The sequence below is a fragment of the Caballeronia sordidicola genome (assembly GCF_001544455.2).
Classification (GTDB): domain Bacteria; phylum Pseudomonadota; class Gammaproteobacteria; order Burkholderiales; family Burkholderiaceae; genus Caballeronia; species Caballeronia sordidicola.
In genome coordinates this window covers 44,223-66,506 of the sequence record NZ_FCOC02000013.1, presented here as the reverse complement: position 1 = coordinate 66,506, position 22,284 = coordinate 44,223, and the positions used below count along the sequence as shown (strand labels likewise).

Below are 22,284 nucleotides of genomic sequence, written 5' to 3'. Positions count from 1 at the left end.
CTGTATTTCCTGCTTTCATGCCGCCACAATTACTGCGGCTGATAGATCGAATCGAACACGCCGCCATCGGCGAAATGCGTCTTTTGCGCCTTTGTCCAGCCGCCGAACGAATCGTCGATGGTGTAAAGCTTGATCTTCGGGAACTGCTTGGTGAGCGCGGCCGGAACCGTGGTCGAACGCGGCCGGTAGAAGTTGCGCGCCGCGATCTCCTGACCTTCCTCGCTATACAAGTACTTGAGATACGCCTCGGCAAGCTTGCGCGTGCCATGACGGTCAACGACCTTGTCGACAACAGCAACCGGCGGTTCAGCCAGGATGCTCACCGAGGGCACTACGATCTCGAACTTGTCCGGACCGAACTCCTTCAACGACAGGAACGCCTCGTTTTCCCACGCAATCAGCACGTCGCCCTGACCACGCTGCACGAAGCTCGTGGTCGCGCCGCGCGCGCCTGAATCCAGCACGCCGGCGTTTTTATACAGCTTCGTCACGAAGTCCTTGGCCGTCGTTGCATTTCCGCCTGGCAGATGTTCCGCATACGCCCACGCCGCGAGGTAGTTCCAGCGTGCGCCGCCGGACGTCTTGGGGTTCGGCGTCACAATCGATACACCCGGCTTGACCAGATCCGGCCAGTCCTTGATCTGCTTCGGGTTGCCCTTGCGCACGAGGAAGACGATCGTCGACGTGTACGGCGACGCATTGTCCGGGAGGCGTTTTTGCCAGTCCTGCGCCACGATGCCCTTCGCCGACAACGCATCGATGTCGTAAGCAAGCGCCAGCGTCACCACATCGGCTTGCAAACCATCCAGAACGGCGCGCGCCTGACCGCCCGAGCCGCCGTGCGACTGCTTGAACGTGACGGTTTCGCCAGTCTCGGCTTTCCATTTCCTGCCGAAAGCCTGATTGAAGTCCTGATACAGCTCACGCGTCGGGTCGTACGACACGTTGAGAAACGAGGTATCGGCGTGCGCCTGCGCGATCATCCCTACCCCCGACGCAGCCCCGATAACCGCTGTCGCCAGCAGTTTCCTTGCACGCGCGCCCCATCCCGAATTCCGACTCAGCATTCCCCGTTCTCCGTCTTATGGTGTTTGATGGGCTGAGTCTATCGACGGGCTTTCATTATTAAAAATAATTGTTCCTCATTCTTTTAGATCGAAAAGTGCTAATGAAGACTGGAAGCGGCGTTGCGACCAATAAATGGCTGTTGAAGCGCCGCGTTTCGGGCTCTTGTGTGGTTCAAACGACGCCGAACTTAAAGTAAAGCTTGAAAAGCGGCGAATACTGTATAAAACTACAGGCATCTGTTCATCCATACAGTGGATCGCGGACCAGACAAGGGGCTAAAGCACGTGACCAAAATGAGCAAACTGACTGCGCGGCAGCAAGAGGTATTCGAACTGATCCAGCGCGCTATCGAGCGGACGGGGTTTCCGCCCACGCGCGCCGAGATTGCCGCGGAACTCGGCTTCAGTTCGGCCAACTCCGCCGAGGAACATCTTCGTGCACTAGCTCGTAAAGGAGTGATCGAGCTGGCCGCCGGATCGTCACGCGGTATCCGCCTGCTGAACCAGGCAGGTCCCGACGACGGACCGCATCAATTCACGTTGCCGCATGCCAGCATCATGCAATTGTCATTGCCGCTGGTCGGGCGCGTGGCTGCGGGCAGCCCAATCCTTGCGCAGGAACATATCTCGCAGCATTTCGCCTGTGATCCGGCCTTGTTCTCCAGCAAGCCCGACTATCTGCTGAAGGTTCGCGGACTTTCCATGCGAGACGCAGGCATCTTCGACGGCGACCTTCTCGCGGTGCAAAAGAAGAACGAAGCCAAGGATGGCCAGATCGTTGTCGCGCGCCTTGGCGACGACGTAACGGTGAAACGCTGGAAGCGCCGTCCTGACGGGGTTGAACTGATCGCCGAAAATCCTGACTACGAAAATATCTTCGTGGCTTCGGGCAGCGACGAATTCGCACTTGAAGGTATTGCTGTAGGACTGATTCGATCCGGCGAACTCTGACGCGCGCCGGATGCTGTTGAATTAACGACGGCGTTTGGTTTTGTTCGGTTCTTTCGTTCAAGACGCTGTTTTCTGAATCTGCGTGGCGGCAACGGGTGCTCCTGCTTCCGGCCGCGCCACAGTCGAATTTCCGGTTTTGTAAAGCGTGACGGACATCGCATTCGCGATTGACCGGCGCGCACCCTATTGTTCACGGAGAAACATCATGGAACGATTTGCCCGTCTGTTTTCTGTCGCGTTTTTATCGGCTGCGTCGGCTTCTTTTGCGCCCGCAGCGCGCTCACCACTTTCGTTCAGGCAATTCCGGGAGTTCGGCCGCTTTCGGCATCTGCGCGCGCTGATTTCCTGCAAGACGCGCAAGGACACCCATACGCCGGACCTCTTCGACGAACCGCCCGTCCTTCCATCGCGGCAGCCGGCGTTCGCGCGTGTGTCGCTGAATGCTTCCGTGCATGCGCAGGCCGAGCGGCGTGCACCGGTACGCGTTTATCGCGGTGAATCGCGCGTCATCATGGTTGGAAATATCGAAGCGGTGTCGCGCATGATCGACCGCTGTATCGACGAAGAACGTGCGGGTGTCGAAGGTGGCTTGCTTGCATGAACCTTCGGGTCGTTTTTTTGCCAATGAGTTTGAGGGATCGATTTCGTGGCGGCGCGGTCAACTAACAGTGGTTGGACTTCTCATCTCACGCCCGGAAATTCGCGGTTCGCTCATCCAGTTATTCAGCTCATTTGCACGAAGGCGCCCTGACGTATGTCTCGTACCAGCAAGTCGGTTTTAACTGCATTGATTGTGGTTGCGGTCATTGCGGCGCTCGGGATGTTCTACGCGTCCCCGTATATCGCGCTCGACAGGATCAAACGCGCCGCCGACGCCCGCGACGCCGCGACGGTGAATGCATACGTGGACTTCCCGCTGTTGCGTGAGAGCCTGAAGGACCAGGTCGGTCAACTGATTACGCGAAAGATCGATGTGCAAAAAAGCGGCAATCCGCTGGCGCTACTTGGTGCAATGATCGGCGCGGCGCTAATTGGCCCGCTCGTGGATTCGTATGCAACGCCGGATGGCGTAGCGGCGATTTTAAATGGCATGCCGCCGCGAGGCGAGCCTGGCGAGAAACCACCGGCTCCGTCTCCGAGCGATCCTACGGCTGCTGGAACACCGCCAGCCTCGTCACAACCGCCGCCCGTGACGAGCACGCCTGCCCAACCCGCGCCCAAACAGCCGCCTCAGACTACGGCTGGCTACAGGAGTTTCGATACCTTCGCGGTCAACTACCAGCATGGCGCCGGAGACGCGCGCTACTCGGCCATTCTCAAACGATACGGCCTGTTCTCGTGGAAACTGGCGGGTATCGAGTTGAACGGGTGAACCGGGCAGGTTCGTCGTCAAGCATTCACTTCCGCCTTCGCAGGCACTGCGGCATGCGCCGCGTCCTCCTGCTCGGCCGTTGATCCGACCGGCGACACGGCCACCAGGATGCTGCACGACACACGGTCCATCAGCGGTGTGTTACCCGCGCCCATCCACCACCGTGCAAGGCCCGTGCGGCAACGGTGTCCGACCACCACCAGATCCACCTGCAGGCTTTGCGCCAATCCGGCGATTTCATCGATAGGGTGACCGAACGCAAAATGGCCCTGCGCGCTCACGCCGCGCTCCGTCAGCCACTCCACGCCTTCGCGCAAGATATCCCGTGCGGCATCTTCGAAGCGCCCGCAGGCCATGTCCGTAAGCAGGCCTGCGCTTTGTGCAATGCTGGAACGCATATCCACAACGGCCAGCAGATGCGTTTCGGCCTTCAGCTCGAGCGCGAGATTTGCGCCGTCACGCAGCGCCTTTCGTCCTTCACGAGAGCCGTCGTAGCACAGCAGGATTTTTCGGTAGCTCGCCATGGTGGTTCTCCGCGCTGCTCGTGGCAGCAAAGGGCATCGAAAAAACAGTCGTCAACGTGTTGCGTGTTCTGCCCTGTGCCCAGCGGGCGACAAAACGCGTGTCGCGTTGCCGTCATCATGGTGCGTCGCTAAAACGCTTGCAACGATGGAAAACGCTAATGCATGTGCATCGCGGAAAAACTTCAAGCGTGCAGCGTGCCAGCACGCGTAACGCCTTGTCTGACGGGGCTCTGCGGGTTTGACCGGCACTTCACCACGAGCCCCGCGCAGTCACGGGATGGCGTTCATGCGCATAGGCAGTGCAGGCCATGCGCGCCGCCGCGCCGCGCTGGTGCAATCGATTAAACTAGGCAGCTTGTTTCCGTCCCGACGCCGAGTCCTCCCGCATGGCAGATGCAGCAGTGTTACCCCACGACACCCGACCGGCGGATCACGCGCCGGTACGCCCGGCTATCGAGTTTATCGATGTCGAAAAGCACTACGGCGACAAGACGGTCGTCAATGGATTGTCCTTTCACGTACAACCTGGCGAGTGTTTCGGGCTGCTCGGACCCAATGGCGCGGGCAAGACGACCACGCTCAAGATGCTGCTCGGGCTCGCAGCGCCGGATATCGGCACGATCCGCCTCGTCGATGAACCCATTCCGTCGCGCGCCCGCTACGCGCGGCGGCGCGTTGGCGTTGTTCCGCAATTCGACAATCTCGACCCGGATTTCACGGTCCGCGAAAACCTGTTGATCTTCGGCCGGTATTTCGGCATGAGCGGGCGGGAGATCGAGGCCGTGGTCCCGTCACTGCTGGAATTCGCGCGGCTCGAAAGCAAGGCGAATGCGCGGGTCGGCGAATTGTCTGGCGGCATGAAGCGGCGGCTGACGCTCGCACGTGCGCTTGTGAACGATCCCGACGTCCTGGTGATGGACGAACCGACCACGGGTCTGGATCCGCAAGCACGCCACCTGATCTGGGAACGGCTGCGCTCGCTGCTCGCGCGCGGCAAGACCATTCTTCTCACCACGCACTTCATGGAGGAAGCCGAACGGCTTTGCGACCGGCTGTGCGTGATCGAGGAAGGACGCAAGGTCGCGGAAGGCAAGCCCGATGAACTGATCGAGCGGGTGATCGGTTGCGACGTGATCGAGATCTACGGACCCGATCCGCAGGCCTTGCGCGAGGAACTCGCACCGTTCGTGGGCCGTATGGAAATCAGCGGCGAAACGCTGTTTTGTTATGTCGATGACCCTGCGCCCGTGCATCGGCGGGTGAAGGGCCGGCCGGGCGTGCGTTACCTGCACAGGCCCGCCAATCTTGAAGACGTGTTTTTGCGCCTGACCGGGCGCGAGATGGTGGACTAGCCAATGTCGAGCAAAACGCAAACAAGCGCCCCGGACATTTCCCGTCAAGCCGTGCCGAAGCCCGAACACGAGCCGTTCCTGTCATCCATGCCGGCAAACGCCTCGAACTGGATGTCGGTCTGGCGGCGCAACTACCTCGTCTGGAAAAAGCTCGCGATCGCATCGATGTTCGGCAATCTGGCGGACCCGATGATCTATCTGTTCGGCCTGGGTCTCGGACTGGGGCTGATGGTCGGCCACGTGGACGGCGTTTCGTACATCGCGTTTCTTGCGGCGGGCACGGTGGCGTCGAGCGTGATGATGTCGGCGAGCTTCGAGGCCATGTATTCCGGCTTCTCCCGCATGCACGTCCAGCGCACGTGGGAGGCGATCATGCATACGCCACTCACGCTCGGCGATATTGTGCTTGCCGAGATCGTGTGGGCCGCGAGCAAGTCCGTGCTCTCGGGTGTTGCCATCATGCTGGTGGCCGGCGTGCTCGGGTACGCGAGTTTTCCATCGATGCTCTATGCGTTACCGGTGATCGTCCTGACCGGTCTGGCGTTTTCCAGCACGGCGATGATCGTGACGGCGCTCGCGCCGAGCTATGACTTTTTCATGTTCTACCAGACGCTTGCGCTTACGCCCATGCTGCTGCTTTCCGGCGTGTTTTTTCCGCTGACGCAACTGCCCGCGCTCGCCCAGCACGTGTCATTGTTGTTGCCGTTGTCGCACGCCGTAGCGTTGATCCGCCCCGCGATGCTTGACCGGCCGCCGGAGCAACTTGTTATCCACGTCGCGGTGCTCGCGGCCTATGCAATCATCCCGTTCTTCATCTGCGCGATCCTGTTTCGCCGGCGCATGATGCGTTGACGTGTTAGCGCGTCAATGTGCCGAAGCAAAAAAGAAAGCCGCTGCAGCTTGCGCCGAGCGGCTTTCCTGCTATCAACTCATCAGCAATCCTACTTCAAACCCGGCGTGAACTCCTTATGACCGCCGAATCCAAAACGCATTGCCGATAACATCCGGTCAGCGAACGAGTTTCCATCGCGTGAACGAAAGCGCGTGTACAACGCCGCCGACAACACTTGCGCCGGCACCGCCTCCTCGATCGCCGCCTCGATCGTCCAGCGCCCTTCGCCGCTGTCGGCAACTTCGGTCGAGTACTTGTCGAGCGTGACGTTGCCCGCCAGCGCACCCGCCGTCAGGTCGAGCAGCCAAGACGACACCACGCTGCCTCGCCGCCAGACTTCGGCCACGTCGGCCAGATCGAGATCGTAGCGCTGCGCTTCGGGCAGATCTGTCGACGACTTGTGTTTCAGGATATCGAAGCCTTCTGCATATGCCTGCATCAAGCCATATTCGATGCCGTTATGCACCATTTTCACGAAGTGACCCGAGCCGACCGGCCCGACATACATGTAGCCGTTTTCAACGCGCGCGTCGCGGCCTTCCCGGTTCGGCGTCGCGGGAATATCGCCGCGCCCCGGAGCCAGCACGGAGAAGATCGGATCGAGCCGCTGCACCACATCCTTCTCGCCACCGATCATCATGCAGTAACCGCGTTCCAGTCCCCACACGCCGCCAGACGTGCCGACATCGACGAAATGAATGCCCTTTTGCTTGAGCTTCGCTGCGTGAACGATGTCGTCCTTGTAGAAGCTGTTGCCGCCGTCGATGATCGTATCGCCCGCTTCCAGAATCTCGTAGAGATCGTTCATGGAATCTTCGGTGATCTTGCCGGCCGGCAGCATCAGCCAGACCGTGCGCGGCGCGGTCAGCTTCTGAACGAGATCGCCCAGGTCGCTTGAACCCGTTGCGCCGTCAGCGACCACGGCTTGCGTTGCATCCGGATTGTGGTCGTACACCACGCAAGTCTGGTCACCGCGCATGAGGCGACGCGCGATGTTTGCGCCCATCCTGCCGAGTCCAACGATTCCAATTTGCATGACGGCTTACTCCTTATGGCTGGTTTTGACGCGTTCGATCTGCTTTTTGGCTTCTTCGTAGACATGTTCCGGCGTGAAGCCAAACTTCTTCTTCAAGTCGGCAAGCGGCGCGGATGCCCCGAACGTATGCATCACGATTTCCGAGCCCAGGCGGCCGACATACCGGTCCCAGCCAAGCGAGCCGGCCTGTTCCACGCACACGCGCGCATCGACGTCCGGCGGCAGCACGGATTCCTTGTAGTCGTTGTCCTGCTTCTCGAACACGTCCCACGACGGCATGGAGACCACGCGCGCGGCAATGCCTTCGCTCTTCAATTTCTCGTATGTCTCGATGCACACGCCCACTTCCGTGCCCGTTCCCATCAGGATGACTTCGGGCTTCTTGCCGTTATCGGCATCGGCGAGAATATAGGCGCCCTTGTGCACGCCTTTCGCCGATGCGTATTTAGAGCGGTCGAACGTCGGCATGGGCTGGCGCGATACGACAATGCAAGCCGGCGTTTGCGGTTGCGCCAGCGCGAAACGCCACGCTTCGCCCACTTCGTTCGCATCGCCCGGACGGAACGTGCTCAGGCCGGGCACGCCACGCAAAGACGCCAGTTGTTCGATCGGCTGATGCGTCGGACCATCCTCGCCCACGCCGATGGAATCGTGCGTGAAAACGTAGACCACGGGCACTTCCATGATTGCCGAGAGCCGGATGGGCGGCTTCATGTAGTCGCTGAAAATCAGGAACGTCGAGCCATAGGGCCGCAGGTTCGACAGCGCGATGCCATTGCAGATCGCGCCCATCACGTGTTCGCGAATGCCGAAATGCAGGTTGCGGCCTGCATAGTTGTCGTATTCGAAGCTGCCCGCGCCTTCGAATTTCAGATCGGTTTTCGTCGATGGAGACAAATCCGCCGAACCGCCGATCATCCACGGAATCCGCTTGGCGATGGCGTTCAACACCTTGCCCGACGACTCGCGCGAGGCCACGCCTTTGGCGTCGGCATCGAAGACCGGAATGTCGGCGTCCCAGCCTTCCGGCAATTCATGCGCTTCGATCTGAGCGAACTCTTTTGCCAGTTCCGGATACTTACTGGCGTATTCATCGAAGCTTTTCTGCCACGCTTCGCGCGCCGCTTTCCCACGTGCGCCAATGCCTTCGTTGAAATGCTCGTACACGCCATCCGGCACGAGGAAGCTCGCGTCCTCCGGCCATCCATAGGCTTTCTTCGCGAGCTTGATTTCATCGACACCCAGCGGCTCGCCATGCGCCGCCGACGTATCCTGCTTGTGCGGCGCGCCCCAGCCAATAATGCTCTTCACCACGATCAGCGTGGGCTTGTCCGTACTCGCCTTGGCCTGATTCAGCGCGGCTTCCAGTGCGCCGGCGTCGTTGGCGTCGTCCACGTGAAGCGTGTTCCAGTGATAGCCCTTGAAGCGCGTTTCCACGTCGTCGCTATACGCCAGATCCGTGTGCCCTTCAATCGTCACGCGGTTGCTGTCGTAGATCCAGATCAGGTTCGACAACTTCAGGTGCCCGGCCATGGAAGCCGCCTCGTGCGAAATGCCTTCCATCATGTCGCCATCGCCGCATAACGTGTACACGCGATAGTCGAAAATCTTCGCATCCGGCTTGTTGAAATGCGATTCATACCAGCGCGCGGCCATGGCCATGCCAACGCTGTTTCCCAGGCCCTGCCCGAGCGGGCCGGTCGTGGTTTCCACGCCGGTGGTCATCCGGTATTCCGGGTGTCCCGGCGTCTTGCTGTCCAGTTGCCGGAAGTGCTTGATGTCGTCGAGAGATACCGCCGGAGCGCCAGTCGCCTTGCCCGCGTGATCGACGGCCTTGACGCCCGTCAAATGCAGCAGCGAATACAGCAGCATGGAAGCGTGCCCCACCGACAAGACGAAGCGGTCGCGATTGGGCCAGAGCGGCTCGGTCGGGTCATAACGCAGATGGTTTTGCCACAGATGAAATCCAACTGGCGCCAGCGCCATCGGCGTTCCGGGGTGCCCCGAATTGGCTTTTTGCACTGCGTCCATGGACAGCGTGCGGATGGTGTTGATGGCGAGGGTGTCGAGATCGGACGAATTCGAGGGGGTTTGCGGCATGAGCGACGACTCCTTTTGCGTAGGGCGCGCTGAGGCACAAGAGGCGCCACAGCGGGCAACCGGGTCTTTCGAGCAAGTGTAGTGCCATGAGAACTGGCGCGTCACCAAAGAACAGCGAAGCGCGCGCCGCAAAAGGCGCGGCGCGGCTTATGACAGACGATTACGGCACTTACTAAGACAACAACTTTACGCTTGAAACCATGCAAAAACGACGCGGGAGGTAATTTTTCGTGGCCGCCACGGTTGAGCGTAGCGGCCATGCATGACAATTTTTGGCGAACCGGTCAGGGCGCAGGGTTGGGCTGGAGTTCGTGAATGGCGTCGATTTCCGCGAGGATCTCATCGGACAATTTCACGTCAACGCTGCCGATGTTCTCGTGCAATTGCGCAAGCGTCGTGGCGCCGATCAGCGTGCTGGTCGTGAACGGACGGCTGTTCACAAACGCGAGCGAAAGCTGCGCCGGGCTCAGTCCATGGCGACGGGCGAGCGCCACATAAGCACTGACCGCCTTGACCGCGTGCGGCTTGCTATAGCGCTGAAAACGCTCGAACAAGGTAATGCGCGCGCCGTCCGGACGCGCGCCGCCTTCATACTTGCCGGAAAGCCAGCCGAAAGCCATGGGTGAATATGCAAGCAGCCCAACGCCTTCCTTGTGCGTGAATTCCGAAAGCCCTGCCTCGAACGTGCGGTTCACCAGGCTATATGGATTCTGGATGCTGACAATGCGCGGCAGGCCGAGTTTATCGGCGGCCTTGAGAAACTGGGCGACACCCCAGGGCGTCTCGTTCGATACCCCCACATAACGGATCTTGCCCGCTTTCACGAACTCGCCGAGCACGCTTAGCGTCTCTTCTACCGGCACCGTAGATTCGTCCTCGATCCACGGATAATTCGCGCGCCCGAACGTCATCGTGCTGCGGTCCGGCCAGTGCAACTGGTACAGATCGACGTAATCCGTTTGCAGCCGTGCAAGGCTGGCATTGATGGCTTCTGTCAGGTTCTTCCGGTCGAACCGGTTGTCTTCGCCGCGGATATGACGCGGGTTATGCGGCTGACGCGCGGGGCCCGCAATCTTCGTCGCCAGCACGATCTTGTCGCGCGACGCCGGATGCGCACGCAGCCATGTGCCGATGTATTCTTCCGTGCGCCCTTGTGTTTCAGGGCGCGGCGGGACCGGATACATTTCGGCGGCGTCGATCAGATTGATGCCGGCGGCGAGCGCGGCATCGATTTGCGCGTGCGCGTCGGCTTCCGTATTCTGTTCGCCCCAGGTCATCGTACCCAGTCCGATCAGGCTGACATTGACATCCGTTCCACCGAGTTTCCGGTACTCCATCGTATGCTTCCCCATGGTTATGTTCAGGTTTGAGGCCGTGATTCGACGCTTCGGCCAGACGCCGAAACTACCATAGCGCGCGCCTTGCTGCAGCGCCTGTCCGGCAAGGTCCATCACTTGCTTGCGATCGCCCTACAAACCAGCGTCCGAGAAAAGTCTTTAATGCGCAACCTCGATTTCAGTTCCTGGCAAGCCTTGCTGTCCACGCTGCTCGGGCTAGCCGTGATCACGCTGATCGGCGTCGGTATCCGGCTCTTGCTCATGCAAACCGTGCAGCAACGGCGCGAGCGCGAAAACCGGCAGATAAACGAAAGGCTGCGCACGCTCATTGCCGCGTACAAGACCCTCGGCGGTTCCTTTACTGGCAACCTTGCCGTCGATCCTGCCCATCTGCGCGACTTGAAGCGTGCAGCGATGGCCGTCCCTGCTGCGGCGGAAGCGGCACTGCCCACCCCTCCTGAAAACGCTGCGACGACGGACGAACTCGCGAAGGCGAATTATTCCAGCCGCTCGGACCGTTCCCGGCGCATTCGCGATGCAGTCGAAGTGGCGCTGGCCGACATCATTCTGCTAGGCACCGAAGAACAGGTTCGATTGGCTGCTAAAGCCGCCCGGGAAATGACGGAGGGGCAAACCATCCATACGGCGGAACTGGTCATTTCGCTGCGCAACTTCATCCGCGAGGTTCTCGATCTTGAGCCCGTTCACCGCGGCATAACGATTCCAGAACAAGGTCCTGCACGGCTTTCGGGCTCGAAGCCAAAGGACGGTGGCCGGGACGGCGGAGGCGCACAAGGTAACAAGGGGCTTGGCGGTGGCGGAAGTGGAGGCGGAGGCGGCATCGGTGGATCGGGCTCGGATAGCGGCTCTGCGCATCACGCCGAAGAGGACGACATGCATCGCCCTTGAAGCCGCCCGGCGCAATGGAGCCACACGACCCCTGAGTGGCGTCAACTTCGCGAAGCTGCATCAGGCATTGCGCGGTTGCCGTCAATCATCGACCGGATCATGACGGTCAATGGTCCCAGTTCAAACGGCTTCGTGACGACCGACATTCCCTGCTCCAGAAACCCCTTTCCAACGACGGCATGTTCAGCGTAACCCGTCATGAAAATCACCGCGAGCCCAGGACATCTGACGCGCGCGGCATCCGCCAGTTGCCGGCCGTTCATGCCGCCCGGAAGGCCGACGTCGGTCAGAAGCAGATCGATCTTGCGGCCGGATTCGAAGACTTTCTGTCCATCGACGCCGCTTGCGGCGGACAGGACAACGTAGCCCTCGGCCGTCAATGACTCGACGATGATCTCCCGAATCGTTTCCTCATCTTCGACTACCAGCACGCATTCTCCATCCGCGTGCATCTTGAGGTGTTCGGGCGAAGCTCGCGCCGATTCGGTATCGATGCCTCCAGAATACCTGGGAAGATACAGGCTCATGGTCGTTCCGCGGCCTATCTCCGAAGCGACGTGCACCTGCCCTCCCGATTGACGCACGAAGCCGTAGACCATGGACAATCCAAGACCGGTGCCCTGACCCATCGGCTTGGTCGTGAAGAACGGATCAAACGCGCGGGAAATTGTCTCGGGCGACATGCCGCAGCCGGTATCCGTCACGCCGATGGAAATATATTGGCCAGGGGCCAAGTCCAGTTGGGCTGCCGCGCTTGCGTCGAGCCATTTGTTGGCCGCCTCGATGGTCAACTTTCCGCCGGCGGGCGTCATGGCGTCTCGCGCGTTGATGCATAGATTCAACAACGCATTTTCCAGTTGCGACGCATCGACCTTCGTGAGCCAGAGATCGCCTGCACCAGCCACGTCGACACTGACGGACGGACCCACCGTCCAGCTGATCAGGTCTTCGAGGTTGCCGATCAACCGGTTCACATCCATTGGCTTGGGGTCGAGCGTCTGACGCCGGGAGAACGCGAGCAGCCTTTGAGTGAGTGAAGCCGCGCGCTTGACGGAATCCTTCGCCATGCCAATGTAACGCTGCGCGTTTTCAGTATCGCCCTGTTTCAGGCGCATCTCCAAAACCTCCATACTGACGCTCATGGAGGCCAGGAGGTTGTTGAAGTCGTGCGCGATCCCACCGGTCAGTTGTCCAATTGCCTCCATCTTCTGGGATTGACGAAACCGCTCCTCGATTTCCATCAGTGCGCGGGTTCGCTCCTGCACTCTCTGCTCGAGCGATTCGTTGGCGGCACGAAGTCTCAACTCGCTTTCCTGCAGATCCAGAATCCCCCGTGCACGTTCCACCGCAGTGCGCGTGCGAAGCGCAACTTCCCGCATGAAGGTGGTCTCGGTCTCGGTCCAGTCCCTTTGTTGCGCGTGATTGACAAACAGCACGGCGACCAGAACACCCTTTTCGACCACGGGGACGTTCATGAAAGAGCGGGCACTCTTGCTCTCAAGGGCCGCCGCCGCAAAGCTGGTCCTCGGATCTTCCCGGACGTCCGCGATCCTGATGAATTCGTTCTTCTTGAGACTGTCGATAAACGAACCATATTCGCGCAGCGGCGTCACGCCCGCCAGCGTCTCGATGCCGAGAGCCGTCCAGTCCCGTTCCACGTGCAACGTTTCGGCAATCGGGTCGATCGTACCGTACCCCACGCGGCTGACTTGCAGCGCCTCCCCCAAAACACGGCAAGCGGCAAAGCTGAATTCCTCCGGTGTACCCAGTGTCTGAAATTCGTCGCTCAAGCGAAGCAGCGCAAGATGGAATGCGTGAACCTGCGTCCGGTCGGTGACGTCGTAACCTTCCACGAAAATGCCGGTTATGGTGCCATCGGAATCGCGCAGTGGCTGAAAGACGAAATCGACGAACCACTCAACAACAGGGCCGCCCGCAACGGTCTGCACAGCATATTTGGCGCTGAACGCGGAATAGGCCTCGCCCGTGTTGAAAACCTTGTCAAGCAATTCACCGTAGCCTTGCGCCTGAGCATCTGGTAACGCGTCGGCGACGGTACGGCCCAAGATCGGCCTGTCCCCCACCAGTCGCAGATAATTCGCATTGGCCCGCACAATCCGATGAGTCGGGCCTTCAAGTATCGCCATGAAACTCGGTGATTGCTCGAAGAGCGTGGTCAGCAGTTCGGCGGGCTCCCCACTTGAGCCCGGGTCGGGAAGCACTCTACAAAGAACAGCTTTCTCATTGGACATTAAGGCAAATCCTGGATGGCGGTGCGCAGGTTCCAATTGCGCGAACGACTTGATGAATGCAGGAAAACGGCCGTCGCCTGATCATATCAGCGGCGCCGTTCGCCCCAAAGTAGCATCCCGCGCTGCTCACTATTGCCCTGAGGACGGCTGTGGCTCGCAACTTGTCGTGCGCTTTCCCGGCTTGATCGGCTTATTGCAATACCGGCGGCGCAGAACCTGCCCCGACAAGATCAGCATCCATCAAGCGGCGGTTATTTTGAGGCTGATCCGGTAAAAATCACGGTTCCTCGTTACCTTTTCGCTTATATGAACGGTTTTGGAACGTTGGGACCAATGATTGCGGTATTAACACAGCCATCGTGAAAATAATATGGTCGAAACGCGTGCTTCGCATGTCGTTGTCGACTAGCGGCAGAATGTGAAAATACAAAAAGTCAGACACTACGGGGTCTGGTCAATCCGGCAAGTACCTGTCAACGGGCATATTCCCAAGGTCCTGGTCGTCGACGACAATCAATGTGCAGCAGATGCCCTGTTTGCTTATATGTCATTGGAACGACTGGATTGCCGTGTCGCATATGGCGGTCGAGCGGCCGTCGATATTGCTGGCGAATGGACACCACATATCGTCCTCATGGACATCTCGATGCCAGAAATAAATGGCTTTGAGGCGGCTCGATTTCTTCGATGCCGCCCGGCAACCCAGGACATCGCGATAATCGCATTCACAGCGTTAGACGAAGCGACTGTGCGAAAACAGGCGCCCAACACCGAATTCGACGGGTATTTTCAGAAGGGACAACCGCCCTCCCTGCTACTCGCGCTTATGCAAACGATGATCGCTCCGGCGTCCCATCCAATTGCTTGAGGCGGACACGCTCACAGAGTTTCAGTGACTGAGAATCTTCTGTGTTTCGACAATCAGTCTTTCGCCAAATCGGATCTGATCATCACACAATCGGTCTCCAGGAGATGAGGGAAATGCCCGGAATTATTGGGCACAAATGCGCTGAGGGAAAACCCACAACGCTCATATACGGTAATTGCTTCACGGAAGTCCACGGAATCAGTGTACAGCTTCGCGATCGCCAATTCGCTTTGCAGCCCGACGAATTGCCGCATGATGTTCTCCGACGATTTTACGATCTTGACATCGAAGCCCTGAGTATCCATCTTTAAAAATGGCCTTTTGAACAAATACTTCGCGCGCAATCGTTGAAGAGCGGTCTCCAGACGTTCCGTTCTCACCGCGACAGTCTCGATAACCGAATTCATTCCACGAAAAAGCTGAACGTCTTCGTGGCTTGGCATGCTTAAGGAACTGAACTCGCTGGCACGCATAACGTTGAACTGCGCCTCGCCGTCCTCCTCCGAAACAGCAATCTCGTCGACGATCCACTTATCGTCGCCCTTCGCATGGTCACGCGCAATACGGGCGTCGTGCGGATTCGGTTCAAATGAAAATATAAATCCCTTATAGCCCGCTTTCTTTCTCAGCATCGTGGCGTACTGCCCTTGATTGGCACCTATATCGAATACGCAATCCACGTCCAGGTAAGTCAGCAATTTTGACAGATGAGTTTGCTCCCAAATCGGATAAAGCTTCCGCTTGTCGACAAGCGTCGTGTTTTTGATCAAAGCTGAAACTCTCTTCGGAAGTCTCTGGGCTCGCTGGAACACATGCATAGAAACTAAGCCTCCGTGTTATTCGGAATATGATTGGATCTGATTGCATTTTGTTCACGAGCGGATTTCATTAAAACCATTTTCGAGTTGGCGAAGCTGGTTCTATAAAAGATTGACTATCGTGAGCAGTTTCTTACCTTGGCAGGGGCGTACACAGTTGCCACCAAGCAAATGCCAGCGCCCTTCTGCGAACCGTCGGAGCCACACCGAGTGGCGATTTCGTCGTATGCTCGAACTATGCCTCACGTTCTTGAGAAAGGGATAGATTAGCCGTCAGTCTGGTAAGACAAATCGCCTTTGCCGAAAACAATGCTTTAAAGGCCGATAAAGTTGAATGCGGTGCAGCATTAAGTATGCTTTTTGTAAGGATTTGGGGATTATTTATTTCGTCGGGATATTATTCAGCGTATTGCAGCATGTTTGATTTTCATTGCTTCGGTTTCAGCAGGAGATTTAATTTTCGCAACTGTTAAAAATGTGCAAGTCCACATACAAGCCAACGCGGCTCTTCAAAACGTTGCACTGCGGATTCGTGTTATCCACATACGTTTGAATCGAAGCCCATTGTTGTTAGCCAGGCGTGTATGAGCGACGCTGTGACCGATCAGCAATGCCGTGGACCAAGAAAATTGGTGATTGATAGCGGTAGGAAAGGTCGGGCGGAAAGCAAAAAAGCCCACGGTTAGATGGGCTTTTTTGCAGAGTAACCAAGCGGCTAAAAACACTGCTAAGTCATTGAATCTTTTGGGGTGGCTGATGGGGCTCGAACCCACGACAACAGGAATCACAATCCTGGACTCTACCAACTGAGCTACAGCCACCACTGACTTACTTCTTCTCTACCGCAACAAAACCTGCTTGCTGAATCGAGAGACGAGATTATACGAACAAAGATTCGGTTTGCCTAGTCCTTATTCGACCATTTCGATCGATTCACGTAGATGCGTGCGCGCTTCGTCGAAAATGGCCAGATCGCCGGTGGCAAGTCTGCGACTATCCGACAACACACGACGCCAGCCACGCGCACCCGCCACACCGCGATACAAGCCGAGCGCGTGGCGCGTGATACCGCCGAGATAGGTTCCGCGCGCCACTTCCTCGCGCGCATATTCGATCAATCCGGCCTCGATCTCTTCCCGGGAAAGAACGGTTGTAGACGCCCCGTAAAAACGCGCATCCACACCCGCCAGCACGTATGGATTGTGATAAGCCTCGCGGCCGAGCATGACGCCATCGACGTGCTTGAGATGTTCTTCCACCTCGTCGAGCGTCTTGATGCCACCGTTAATCGATATTTCCAGATGCGGAAAATCGCGCTTCAACTGATACGCGTACTCGTACTTCAACGGTGGAATCTCGCGGTTTTCTTTCGGGCTCAAGCCCTTCAAAACCGCGTTGCGTGCGTGGACGATAAACACTTCACAACCGGCATCGGCCACGGTACCGACGAAGTCACGCACGAACGCGTAGTCTTCTACGGCATCCACGCCGATCCGATGTTTCACCGTGACTGGAATTTGTACAGCGTCGCGCATCGCCTTCACGCAATCGGCGACAAGTTGCGGTTCATTCATCAGGCATGCGCCGAACGCACCGCGCTGGACGCGCTCGGAAGGACAACCGCAGTTCAGGTTGATCTCGTCGTAGCCCCATTGCTCGCCGAGCTTCGCGCTATGGGCGAGGTCGGCCGGTTCGCTGCCGCCAAGCTGCAAGGCGACGGGAGCTTCGCCGGGCGTGAACGCGAGATGCCGCGCAACGTCGCCGTGCAGCAAGGCGCCGGTCGTGACCATCTCGGTGTAAAGCCACGCGTGGCGGGAAATCATGCGATGGAGCGAACGGCAATGCCTGTCCGTCCAATCCATCATCGGGGCCACCGAAACCCGGCGCGGGCTGAATTTTGATGCTGTCGACATGAAAACTGCTGCATTCGGGATGTGAGGCGCGATATTTGCGCCGAATGCGTAATTTTACCGTAACACCCGGAATGCGACTGAGAACTGCAGCGCGGTATGTTCCATCGACAAATACCTCGAATCTTCTGCGGTCGGTGCTGTCACAAAAGCAAATGGAAGCGCTCTGCACAGCACGTTCGGCATGCACGCCGCCCCGGAGATACCTATGAATTCCAGTACCCTTAGAAAATCATCTGGCGCTGCGTTGGTTGCGGCAACACTTCTCGCCGGCGCTACCTGTGTGCAAGCTCAGAGCGCAAAAGCCGCCGACTCCGCGTCCATGGTCAAGCCGCCACCTGCCACGTCCGACGCTCCAGGCGCAGGCGGGGCGCGCCCCAGCAACCCGGACAACATGCCGACCAAGCGCCCGGCGTTGCCCGCCAATAGCGACCGGATGCTGCACAACAATCCGGCCAGCGACGCCATCGCAAAGTAGCGACAAACACCGTCGCGTTGCATCTGCGGCAAAGCCGCCGCTGATTGCACCATAACGCGGCATGCCCGCCCCTATAATGACGCCACTCCAAAAAATCGGCGCGGCCGCGGCTCGCGTCCCAAGCGGTGTTTTTAATGCAAAAAGTCATTTTGCCGTTCGTCGCGGGCTTTCTCGCCGCCCTGTTCTTTCGTGAACCGACAATTGCGCTATTGCATGCGGCTGGCGTAATAGATGCCGCCGGTTATTCCACGGCCCCGTTTTTGCCGCTGGGCATTCCGGAATTCATCGTGGCGGCATTGTGGAGCGGATTTTTCGGCATTCTGATGGCGTGGCTGCTGCGTGTTGCGCCAGACCGCTCCGCACCGTGGATCGGCGCGCTGGTGTTCGGCGGGATCGTGCTTACTGCGGCGAGCGTGTTCGTGCTCGATCCGGTGCGCGGCATCTGGCCAAGCGGCAACATGCTGCCGCGCCTCGCGCTCGGATTTGCGTCGAATGCAATGTGGGGCTGGGGCGCGCTCGTCTTCATGCGCGCCTTCACGGCCGGCAGCGACGCGGATTAATCCGCAAGATGGCCAAGCGGATGACCCGCTTCGGCCCAGGGGCTCTCGAACATCCGCAGCACCGCCTCGGGCGTTACGTGTTCCACGTGCGTCACCTTCCACTTCGGCTGATTGTCCTTGTCGACAATGCGCGCCCGGATGCCTTCCATCACGTCGCCATGATGAAACGTCGCACGCGTGAGCCCGAGGTCGCGCCGAAGCGTCTCGGCCATGGTCGACGTTTTTGCCCGATCGATCAATTCCAGCGATACATCGATGGACAGCGGCGAGCGCTCGCGTAACTCGGCCGCCACATGCGCCGCCCATTCGTGCTCGGCGCCGCTTGTGGCGCTCTCGAGCGACTTCAGACACGCCGCGCCGTTGCCCGATGCAAAATGCTTGTCGATATACGCGCGATTGCGCGCAAGCTCACTTTCCCCCCCTGCGTCAGGCCGCCCTTCTCCCTCGATAAACCGTACAACCTCCCCGCCCGACGCGAAACTCTGCTGCTTGAGCGTACCAACGAGCGCGGCGAGCTCATCTTCGTCCATGTAGACATCGGCGAGATGGGCGTAGAGGGCATCCGCTGCGTCGATGGTCGCGCCCGTCGCCGCGAGATAACGCCCAATTGCGCCAGGCGTGCGTGCGAGAAACCAGCTCACGCCAACATCCGGAAACAAGCCGATACGCGTCTCCGGCATCGCCATCCTGGTCGAGCCCGTCACCACGCGCAGACCGCCCGTATGGCGCGCGCCTTGTGAAATGCCCATTCCGCCGCCCATTACCACGCCGTTGAGCAACGCGATATACGGCTTCGGATACGTAAAGATCGCGTGATTCAATTGGTATTCATCGGTGAAAAATTCATCGATGGCTTCGCGCTCGCCGGCCTTCGCCGACTGATACAGAAACCGGACATCGCCACCCGCGCAAAACGCTCTGCCATGCCGACTATAAATAACCACGGCGTGCACCGATTCGTCGTCGCGCCAGGCGTCAAGCGCGCCATGAATGGCATGGATCATCGGCGTGGAAAGCGCATTGAGCGCCTTCGGCCGGTCCAGCGCAATAAAACCAATGCCCCGCGCGCGTTCAATATGTATTTCGTCGATGGTCTCGTTCATGTGCAATACGGGTTCGGTGATTTCAAAGGGAACTGGAAAGTATGGCCATAGGGGTCAAACGGCGCGTGAGCCTGATGACCGCACCGGCTTTTTTCCGACGCCTGACAGACAAAGTTCAAGCGTTGAATCAATAAGCGCGTCAGTCGGCGTAGAAAGATATTTCGCCGCAGTCAAACTCAGCGACACAATGCCATGCAATGCCGTCCACAAGGTTTCAGCGGCAGCCGGCGACAGATTGAACGGCGCAAGCGCCTTCGCGAAAACCGAAAGGGGCGTTTCACCAGATATCGCCGTGTCGCTGAATATCGCCACGGTGTAAGCGCAATTCTGCATGAAAATCAGCCGGTACACTGCCGGATGCGTACGCCCAAATTCAACATAACCATGCGCCATCGACTTCACGCGCTCCAGCTCGTCGGCAATCGAGTCGCAGGAATGCAGCGCGGCGAGCAACCTGGCATAACCCTCTGCACCAAGCGCGTGAGCAATCGCATCGCGTCCGGCAAAATGTAGATAAAGCGAAGCGGGCGAATAGCCGACAACCTCCGCGAGTTTGCGCATGGAGAGCGCGTCAAAACCCTGGCGCACTACGATTGCGCGAGCGGCGTCAAGGATATGGCTGCGAAGCAGCGGTTGATCGGACGAATGTGGTTTTTGACTGGCCATCAGCGCATTTTCCGCCAGGTGACCGTCAAGTCAATTGAAACCTGAACGCTGTTTAGTACGAAACGGCGCCCGGAGGAAAATGACCGCTTTTCAAAAGCACGGGCGCACCTCGCGTAACCGATAAATGTTCCCGCGCCACCGCTTCGATTTTCGGACGAGCGGCATGGAATGCGCGAATCCAGCCGTTGCTATCGCAACTCTCCACGCCGAAATGATCCTCCAGTGCTTCAACCGAGATCGCGCACGGCACGCGCTCGCCGTCGACCAACGCAGGAAAGACCACGGTGAGATTCGCATCGCGATACGCGGGCGCGTCTGCCGGAAACTGGATGTTCATGATTGCCTCGGACGCAAGAAACAGAAGAACTTTGACATGAATCGCAGCGGACGGCTTCGGCCGGCCCTATGCCGTATTCATGCAATCGCGAACCATCTCGGCCGGCACATCGACAATCTTCAGCGAGACCGCATCACGATCGGCGTAGTCGAACTTCAGATGCCGGCTCATGTCCCTCACGTGCTCGCAAAACCGCTGTTGGGCGGGCTCGCTCGCGAGATCGAAAAGGCTCAGCGCGTCGGCTTCAAAGCGGTAGTGCACGCCCCAGGCGATATTGCCCGGCTGCCCGGCCGTGCCGCTCGTACGCCAGCTCACAAAAAGGCAGGGCTTCGCGTCCGTGCCAATCTCGCTGATATCCGCGCCGCTCGGAAACAGGTCGAGCAGCGCCTCGGCCACGCAGCGCATCGCCGGGTGACGGATGTTGAGCGTGCGCATCAGGTATTTTGCAACAATCTGTCGATGTAGGCGCGCGCTGCATCTTCGACCTGGCTGAGTGCCTCGTCTTCTGTCGCAAAGCGTTGTCTCCCGCCCAGATCGACCATGGTTTCGAACCGGTGCACATTGTCCGGGCCGCCCTGCGCGACATTGACGGTGCCGACATAAATGGGCGGCGCCGGTTGATCATCACTTTGTCCGGGCGCGGGCGTAAGACGTGCAGCCGCACTGATGTAATACCCGCGATACGGGCCTGTAACGCGTTCTGCCATGGTTGTCCTCTCGTAGTTTTATGGAACGTTTATTCGATGTACATGGACCGTAAGGTCTGCCAACCTGCAATTAGTTCGTGTTCGTTGCATCCGGTTGCATTTTCTTCCGGTATTGCGCGAACGTTGGGGACGATAAAACGATCAATTGATTACCGGCGCTAAAAGCCTGCCAACGATTACCGCAAGGCCCGCGCCAGCCATTCAGGCGTTGTTGATGTGCATCAAGAACAGTGCTTTTTCCAGCGACTGTGCGCTTGTGGGAAAATGCGGCACGAACATGCCCGGAGCACAATCCGGCGCTTGGCAACCAAAGGAAGAGAATGAAGCAATTTGCATGGCGCATGCCGCCCGACAAATCCATTGTTCGCGCGCTGCAGAGCGTGGGCGCGGCACTTTCGACCGCGTGCCTGTTGAGTCTTGGCGGCTGTGCATCGTCCAACGATGCTTCGCTGATCCATCTGCCCGACGGCCAATCCGGCTACGCGATCAACTGCAGCGGCGCCGACGCCAGCACCACGTGGGCAAGCTGCTACGTCATGGCCGGCGACAAGTGCGGTGCGACCGGCTACACGATCGTCTCGAAGGACAACGAGGAAGGCGGTCCAACGGGCGGCGGCATTACGAACGTGATATCGGCAAATGTAAAAAATCGGTCGATGGTCGTTCGCTGCAATTGAATCCCGGCGTCCGCCGCCAGCAATCGCTAATGCGGACTGACCTTTGAAAACACGTTCAACACGATCACGCCCGCCACGATCAGGCTCATGCCGAGCACGGCGGGCAGATCGGGGATTTGCTTGAACAGGAGCGCTGCAACCAGCGTGATCAGCACGATGCCCGCCCCTGACCAGACGGCGTACACAATGCCGACCGGCAGTGACTTGAGCGTGAGCGAGAGCAAGTAGAACGAGATGCCGTAGCCGATCACCACGATCACAGCTGGCACCAGCCGCGAGAAGCCCTCCGACGCCCGCAAGGCCGATGTCGCCACGACCTCGGCAACAATCGCGATGGCGAGCAGCGCGTATGCGGAAGTTCGCATCGT

The 22,284-nt window shown here is 58.8% G+C and carries 24 protein-coding genes and 1 tRNA gene; 10 read left to right on the top strand and 15 right to left on the bottom strand.

The genetic code is table 11. The features are described from left to right. Positions 1–29: 29 nt before the first annotated feature. On the bottom strand, positions 30–1,067 hold the full coding sequence (locus AWB64_RS19855) for a sulfate ABC transporter substrate-binding protein (RefSeq protein WP_060857142.1): 1,038 nt from the start codon (positions 1,065–1,067) through the stop codon (positions 30–32). A gap of 294 nt (positions 1,068–1,361) precedes the next feature. Between AWB64_RS19855 and lexA the strand changes: the two genes are divergently transcribed. From lexA to AWB64_RS19840, 3 genes are all read left to right on the top strand, one after another. After that, positions 1,362–2,018, top strand: a complete 657-nt coding sequence (lexA, locus tag AWB64_RS19850) for a transcriptional repressor LexA (RefSeq protein ID WP_060857141.1) — start codon at positions 1,362–1,364, stop codon at positions 2,016–2,018. 205 nt (positions 2,019–2,223) lie between these two features. Beyond that, entirely contained in the window at positions 2,224–2,619 is a 396-nt protein-coding gene (locus AWB64_RS19845) for a hypothetical protein (protein WP_244164123.1), read from the top strand. A 153-nt stretch (positions 2,620–2,772) separates the two neighbouring features. Then, positions 2,773–3,390, top strand: a complete 618-nt coding sequence (locus tag AWB64_RS19840) for a DUF2939 domain-containing protein (RefSeq protein WP_060857140.1) — start codon at positions 2,773–2,775, stop codon at positions 3,388–3,390. A 17-nt stretch (positions 3,391–3,407) separates the two neighbouring features. Here AWB64_RS19840 and AWB64_RS19835 read toward each other — a convergent pair whose 3' ends face one another. Further along, a complete protein-coding gene (locus tag AWB64_RS19835; RefSeq protein ID WP_060857139.1) occupies positions 3,408–3,914 on the bottom strand; it encodes a universal stress protein in 507 nt (168 codons plus the stop codon). A 386-nt stretch (positions 3,915–4,300) separates the two neighbouring features. Here AWB64_RS19835 and nodI point away from each other — a divergent pair, with 386 nt between their 5' ends. Beyond that, a complete protein-coding gene (gene nodI, locus AWB64_RS19830; protein ID WP_082850561.1) occupies positions 4,301–5,266 on the top strand; it encodes a nodulation factor ABC transporter ATP-binding protein NodI in 966 nt (321 codons plus the stop codon). Positions 5,267–5,353: 87 nt separating this feature from the next. Further along, positions 5,354–6,118, top strand: a complete 765-nt coding sequence (nodJ, locus tag AWB64_RS19825; RefSeq protein WP_244164126.1) for a nodulation factor ABC transporter permease subunit NodJ — start codon at positions 5,354–5,356, stop codon at positions 6,116–6,118. 89 nt (positions 6,119–6,207) lie between these two features. On the opposite strand, the gene gnd is transcribed toward nodJ, so the two are convergent. From gnd to AWB64_RS19810, 3 genes are all read right to left on the bottom strand, one after another. Beyond that, positions 6,208–7,194: a phosphogluconate dehydrogenase (NAD(+)-dependent, decarboxylating) gene (gene gnd, locus AWB64_RS19820; protein ID WP_060857137.1), complete on the bottom strand. Its 987-nt coding sequence runs from the start codon at positions 7,192–7,194 to the stop codon at positions 6,208–6,210. A gap of 6 nt (positions 7,195–7,200) precedes the next feature. Next, complete coding sequence (gene tkt, locus AWB64_RS19815; protein WP_060857136.1) at positions 7,201–9,294, bottom strand: transketolase; 2,094 nt, start codon at positions 9,292–9,294, stop codon at positions 7,201–7,203. 284 nt (positions 9,295–9,578) lie between these two features. After that, the gene (locus AWB64_RS19810; protein WP_060857244.1) at positions 9,579–10,631 is read right to left on the bottom strand and encodes an NADP(H)-dependent aldo-keto reductase; all 1,053 of its coding nucleotides are present in this window, start codon (positions 10,629–10,631) and stop codon (positions 9,579–9,581) included. 162 nt (positions 10,632–10,793) lie between these two features. On the opposite strand from AWB64_RS19810, the gene AWB64_RS19805 reads away from it, so the two are divergent. Continuing rightward, on the top strand, positions 10,794–11,540 hold the full coding sequence (locus AWB64_RS19805; protein ID WP_060857135.1) for a hypothetical protein: 747 nt from the start codon (positions 10,794–10,796) through the stop codon (positions 11,538–11,540). A gap of 41 nt (positions 11,541–11,581) precedes the next feature. Here the strand turns inward: AWB64_RS19805 and AWB64_RS19800 are convergent, their stop codons facing one another. After that, a complete protein-coding gene (locus AWB64_RS19800) occupies positions 11,582–13,792 on the bottom strand; it encodes an ATP-binding protein (protein ID WP_082850560.1) in 2,211 nt (736 codons plus the stop codon). Between the two features lie 418 nt (positions 13,793–14,210). Between AWB64_RS19800 and AWB64_RS19795 the strand changes: the two genes are divergently transcribed. After that, positions 14,211–14,660, top strand: coding sequence for a response regulator (locus tag AWB64_RS19795; RefSeq protein WP_060857133.1), 450 nt, complete (start codon positions 14,211–14,213; stop codon positions 14,658–14,660). Between the two features lie 53 nt (positions 14,661–14,713). Here the strand turns inward: AWB64_RS19795 and AWB64_RS19790 are convergent, their stop codons facing one another. From AWB64_RS19790 to dusA, 3 genes are all read right to left on the bottom strand, one after another. Then, on the bottom strand, positions 14,714–15,478 hold the full coding sequence (locus tag AWB64_RS19790) for an FkbM family methyltransferase (protein ID WP_082850559.1): 765 nt from the start codon (positions 15,476–15,478) through the stop codon (positions 14,714–14,716). Positions 15,479–16,223: 745 nt separating this feature from the next. Beyond that, positions 16,224–16,299, bottom strand: a tRNA-His gene (locus AWB64_RS19785). A gap of 90 nt (positions 16,300–16,389) precedes the next feature. Continuing rightward, entirely contained in the window at positions 16,390–17,391 is a 1,002-nt protein-coding gene (dusA, locus tag AWB64_RS19780; protein ID WP_060857132.1) for a tRNA dihydrouridine(20/20a) synthase DusA, read from the bottom strand. Between the two features lie 205 nt (positions 17,392–17,596). Here dusA and AWB64_RS30985 point away from each other — a divergent pair, with 205 nt between their 5' ends. Then, positions 17,597–17,866, top strand: coding sequence for a hypothetical protein (locus tag AWB64_RS30985; RefSeq protein WP_075643315.1), 270 nt, complete (start codon positions 17,597–17,599; stop codon positions 17,864–17,866). Between the two features lie 134 nt (positions 17,867–18,000). After that, positions 18,001–18,426 carry a hypothetical protein gene (locus tag AWB64_RS19770; RefSeq protein ID WP_060857130.1) on the top strand — a complete coding sequence of 142 codons (426 nt, stop codon included), beginning with the start codon at positions 18,001–18,003 and terminating at the stop codon, positions 18,424–18,426. Here the strand turns inward: AWB64_RS19770 and AWB64_RS19765 are convergent. The 5 genes from AWB64_RS19765 to AWB64_RS19745 all read right to left on the bottom strand — a co-directional run bounded on the left by AWB64_RS19765 (position 18,423) and on the right by AWB64_RS19745 (position 21,239). Beyond that, positions 18,423–19,529, bottom strand: coding sequence for an enoyl-CoA hydratase/isomerase family protein (locus AWB64_RS19765; RefSeq protein ID WP_060857129.1), 1,107 nt, complete (start codon positions 19,527–19,529; stop codon positions 18,423–18,425). The genes AWB64_RS19770 and AWB64_RS19765 overlap by 4 nt on opposite strands. A gap of 54 nt (positions 19,530–19,583) precedes the next feature. Further along, a complete protein-coding gene (locus AWB64_RS19760) occupies positions 19,584–20,195 on the bottom strand; it encodes a TetR/AcrR family transcriptional regulator (protein ID WP_060857128.1) in 612 nt (203 codons plus the stop codon). Positions 20,196–20,247: 52 nt separating this feature from the next. Next, on the bottom strand, positions 20,248–20,532 hold the full coding sequence (locus tag AWB64_RS19755) for a DUF1488 family protein (RefSeq protein ID WP_060857127.1): 285 nt from the start codon (positions 20,530–20,532) through the stop codon (positions 20,248–20,250). 66 nt (positions 20,533–20,598) lie between these two features. Next, a complete protein-coding gene (locus AWB64_RS19750; protein ID WP_244164122.1) occupies positions 20,599–20,967 on the bottom strand; it encodes a hypothetical protein in 369 nt (122 codons plus the stop codon). Beyond that, a complete protein-coding gene (locus AWB64_RS19745; protein WP_060857125.1) occupies positions 20,967–21,239 on the bottom strand; it encodes a hypothetical protein in 273 nt (90 codons plus the stop codon). The genes AWB64_RS19750 and AWB64_RS19745 overlap by 1 nt, the downstream gene beginning before the upstream one ends. Before the next feature lie 320 nt (positions 21,240–21,559). Here AWB64_RS19745 and AWB64_RS19740 point away from each other — a divergent pair, with 320 nt between their 5' ends. Next, positions 21,560–21,916 (top strand): hypothetical protein, encoded by a 357-nt coding sequence (locus AWB64_RS19740; RefSeq protein ID WP_060857124.1) that lies wholly within the window; start codon positions 21,560–21,562, stop codon positions 21,914–21,916. 26 nt (positions 21,917–21,942) lie between these two features. On the opposite strand, the gene AWB64_RS19735 is transcribed toward AWB64_RS19740, so the two are convergent. Further along, positions 21,943–22,281: a DMT family transporter gene (locus AWB64_RS19735; protein ID WP_060857123.1), complete on the bottom strand. Its 339-nt coding sequence runs from the start codon at positions 22,279–22,281 to the stop codon at positions 21,943–21,945. Positions 22,282–22,284 lie beyond the last annotated feature (3 nt).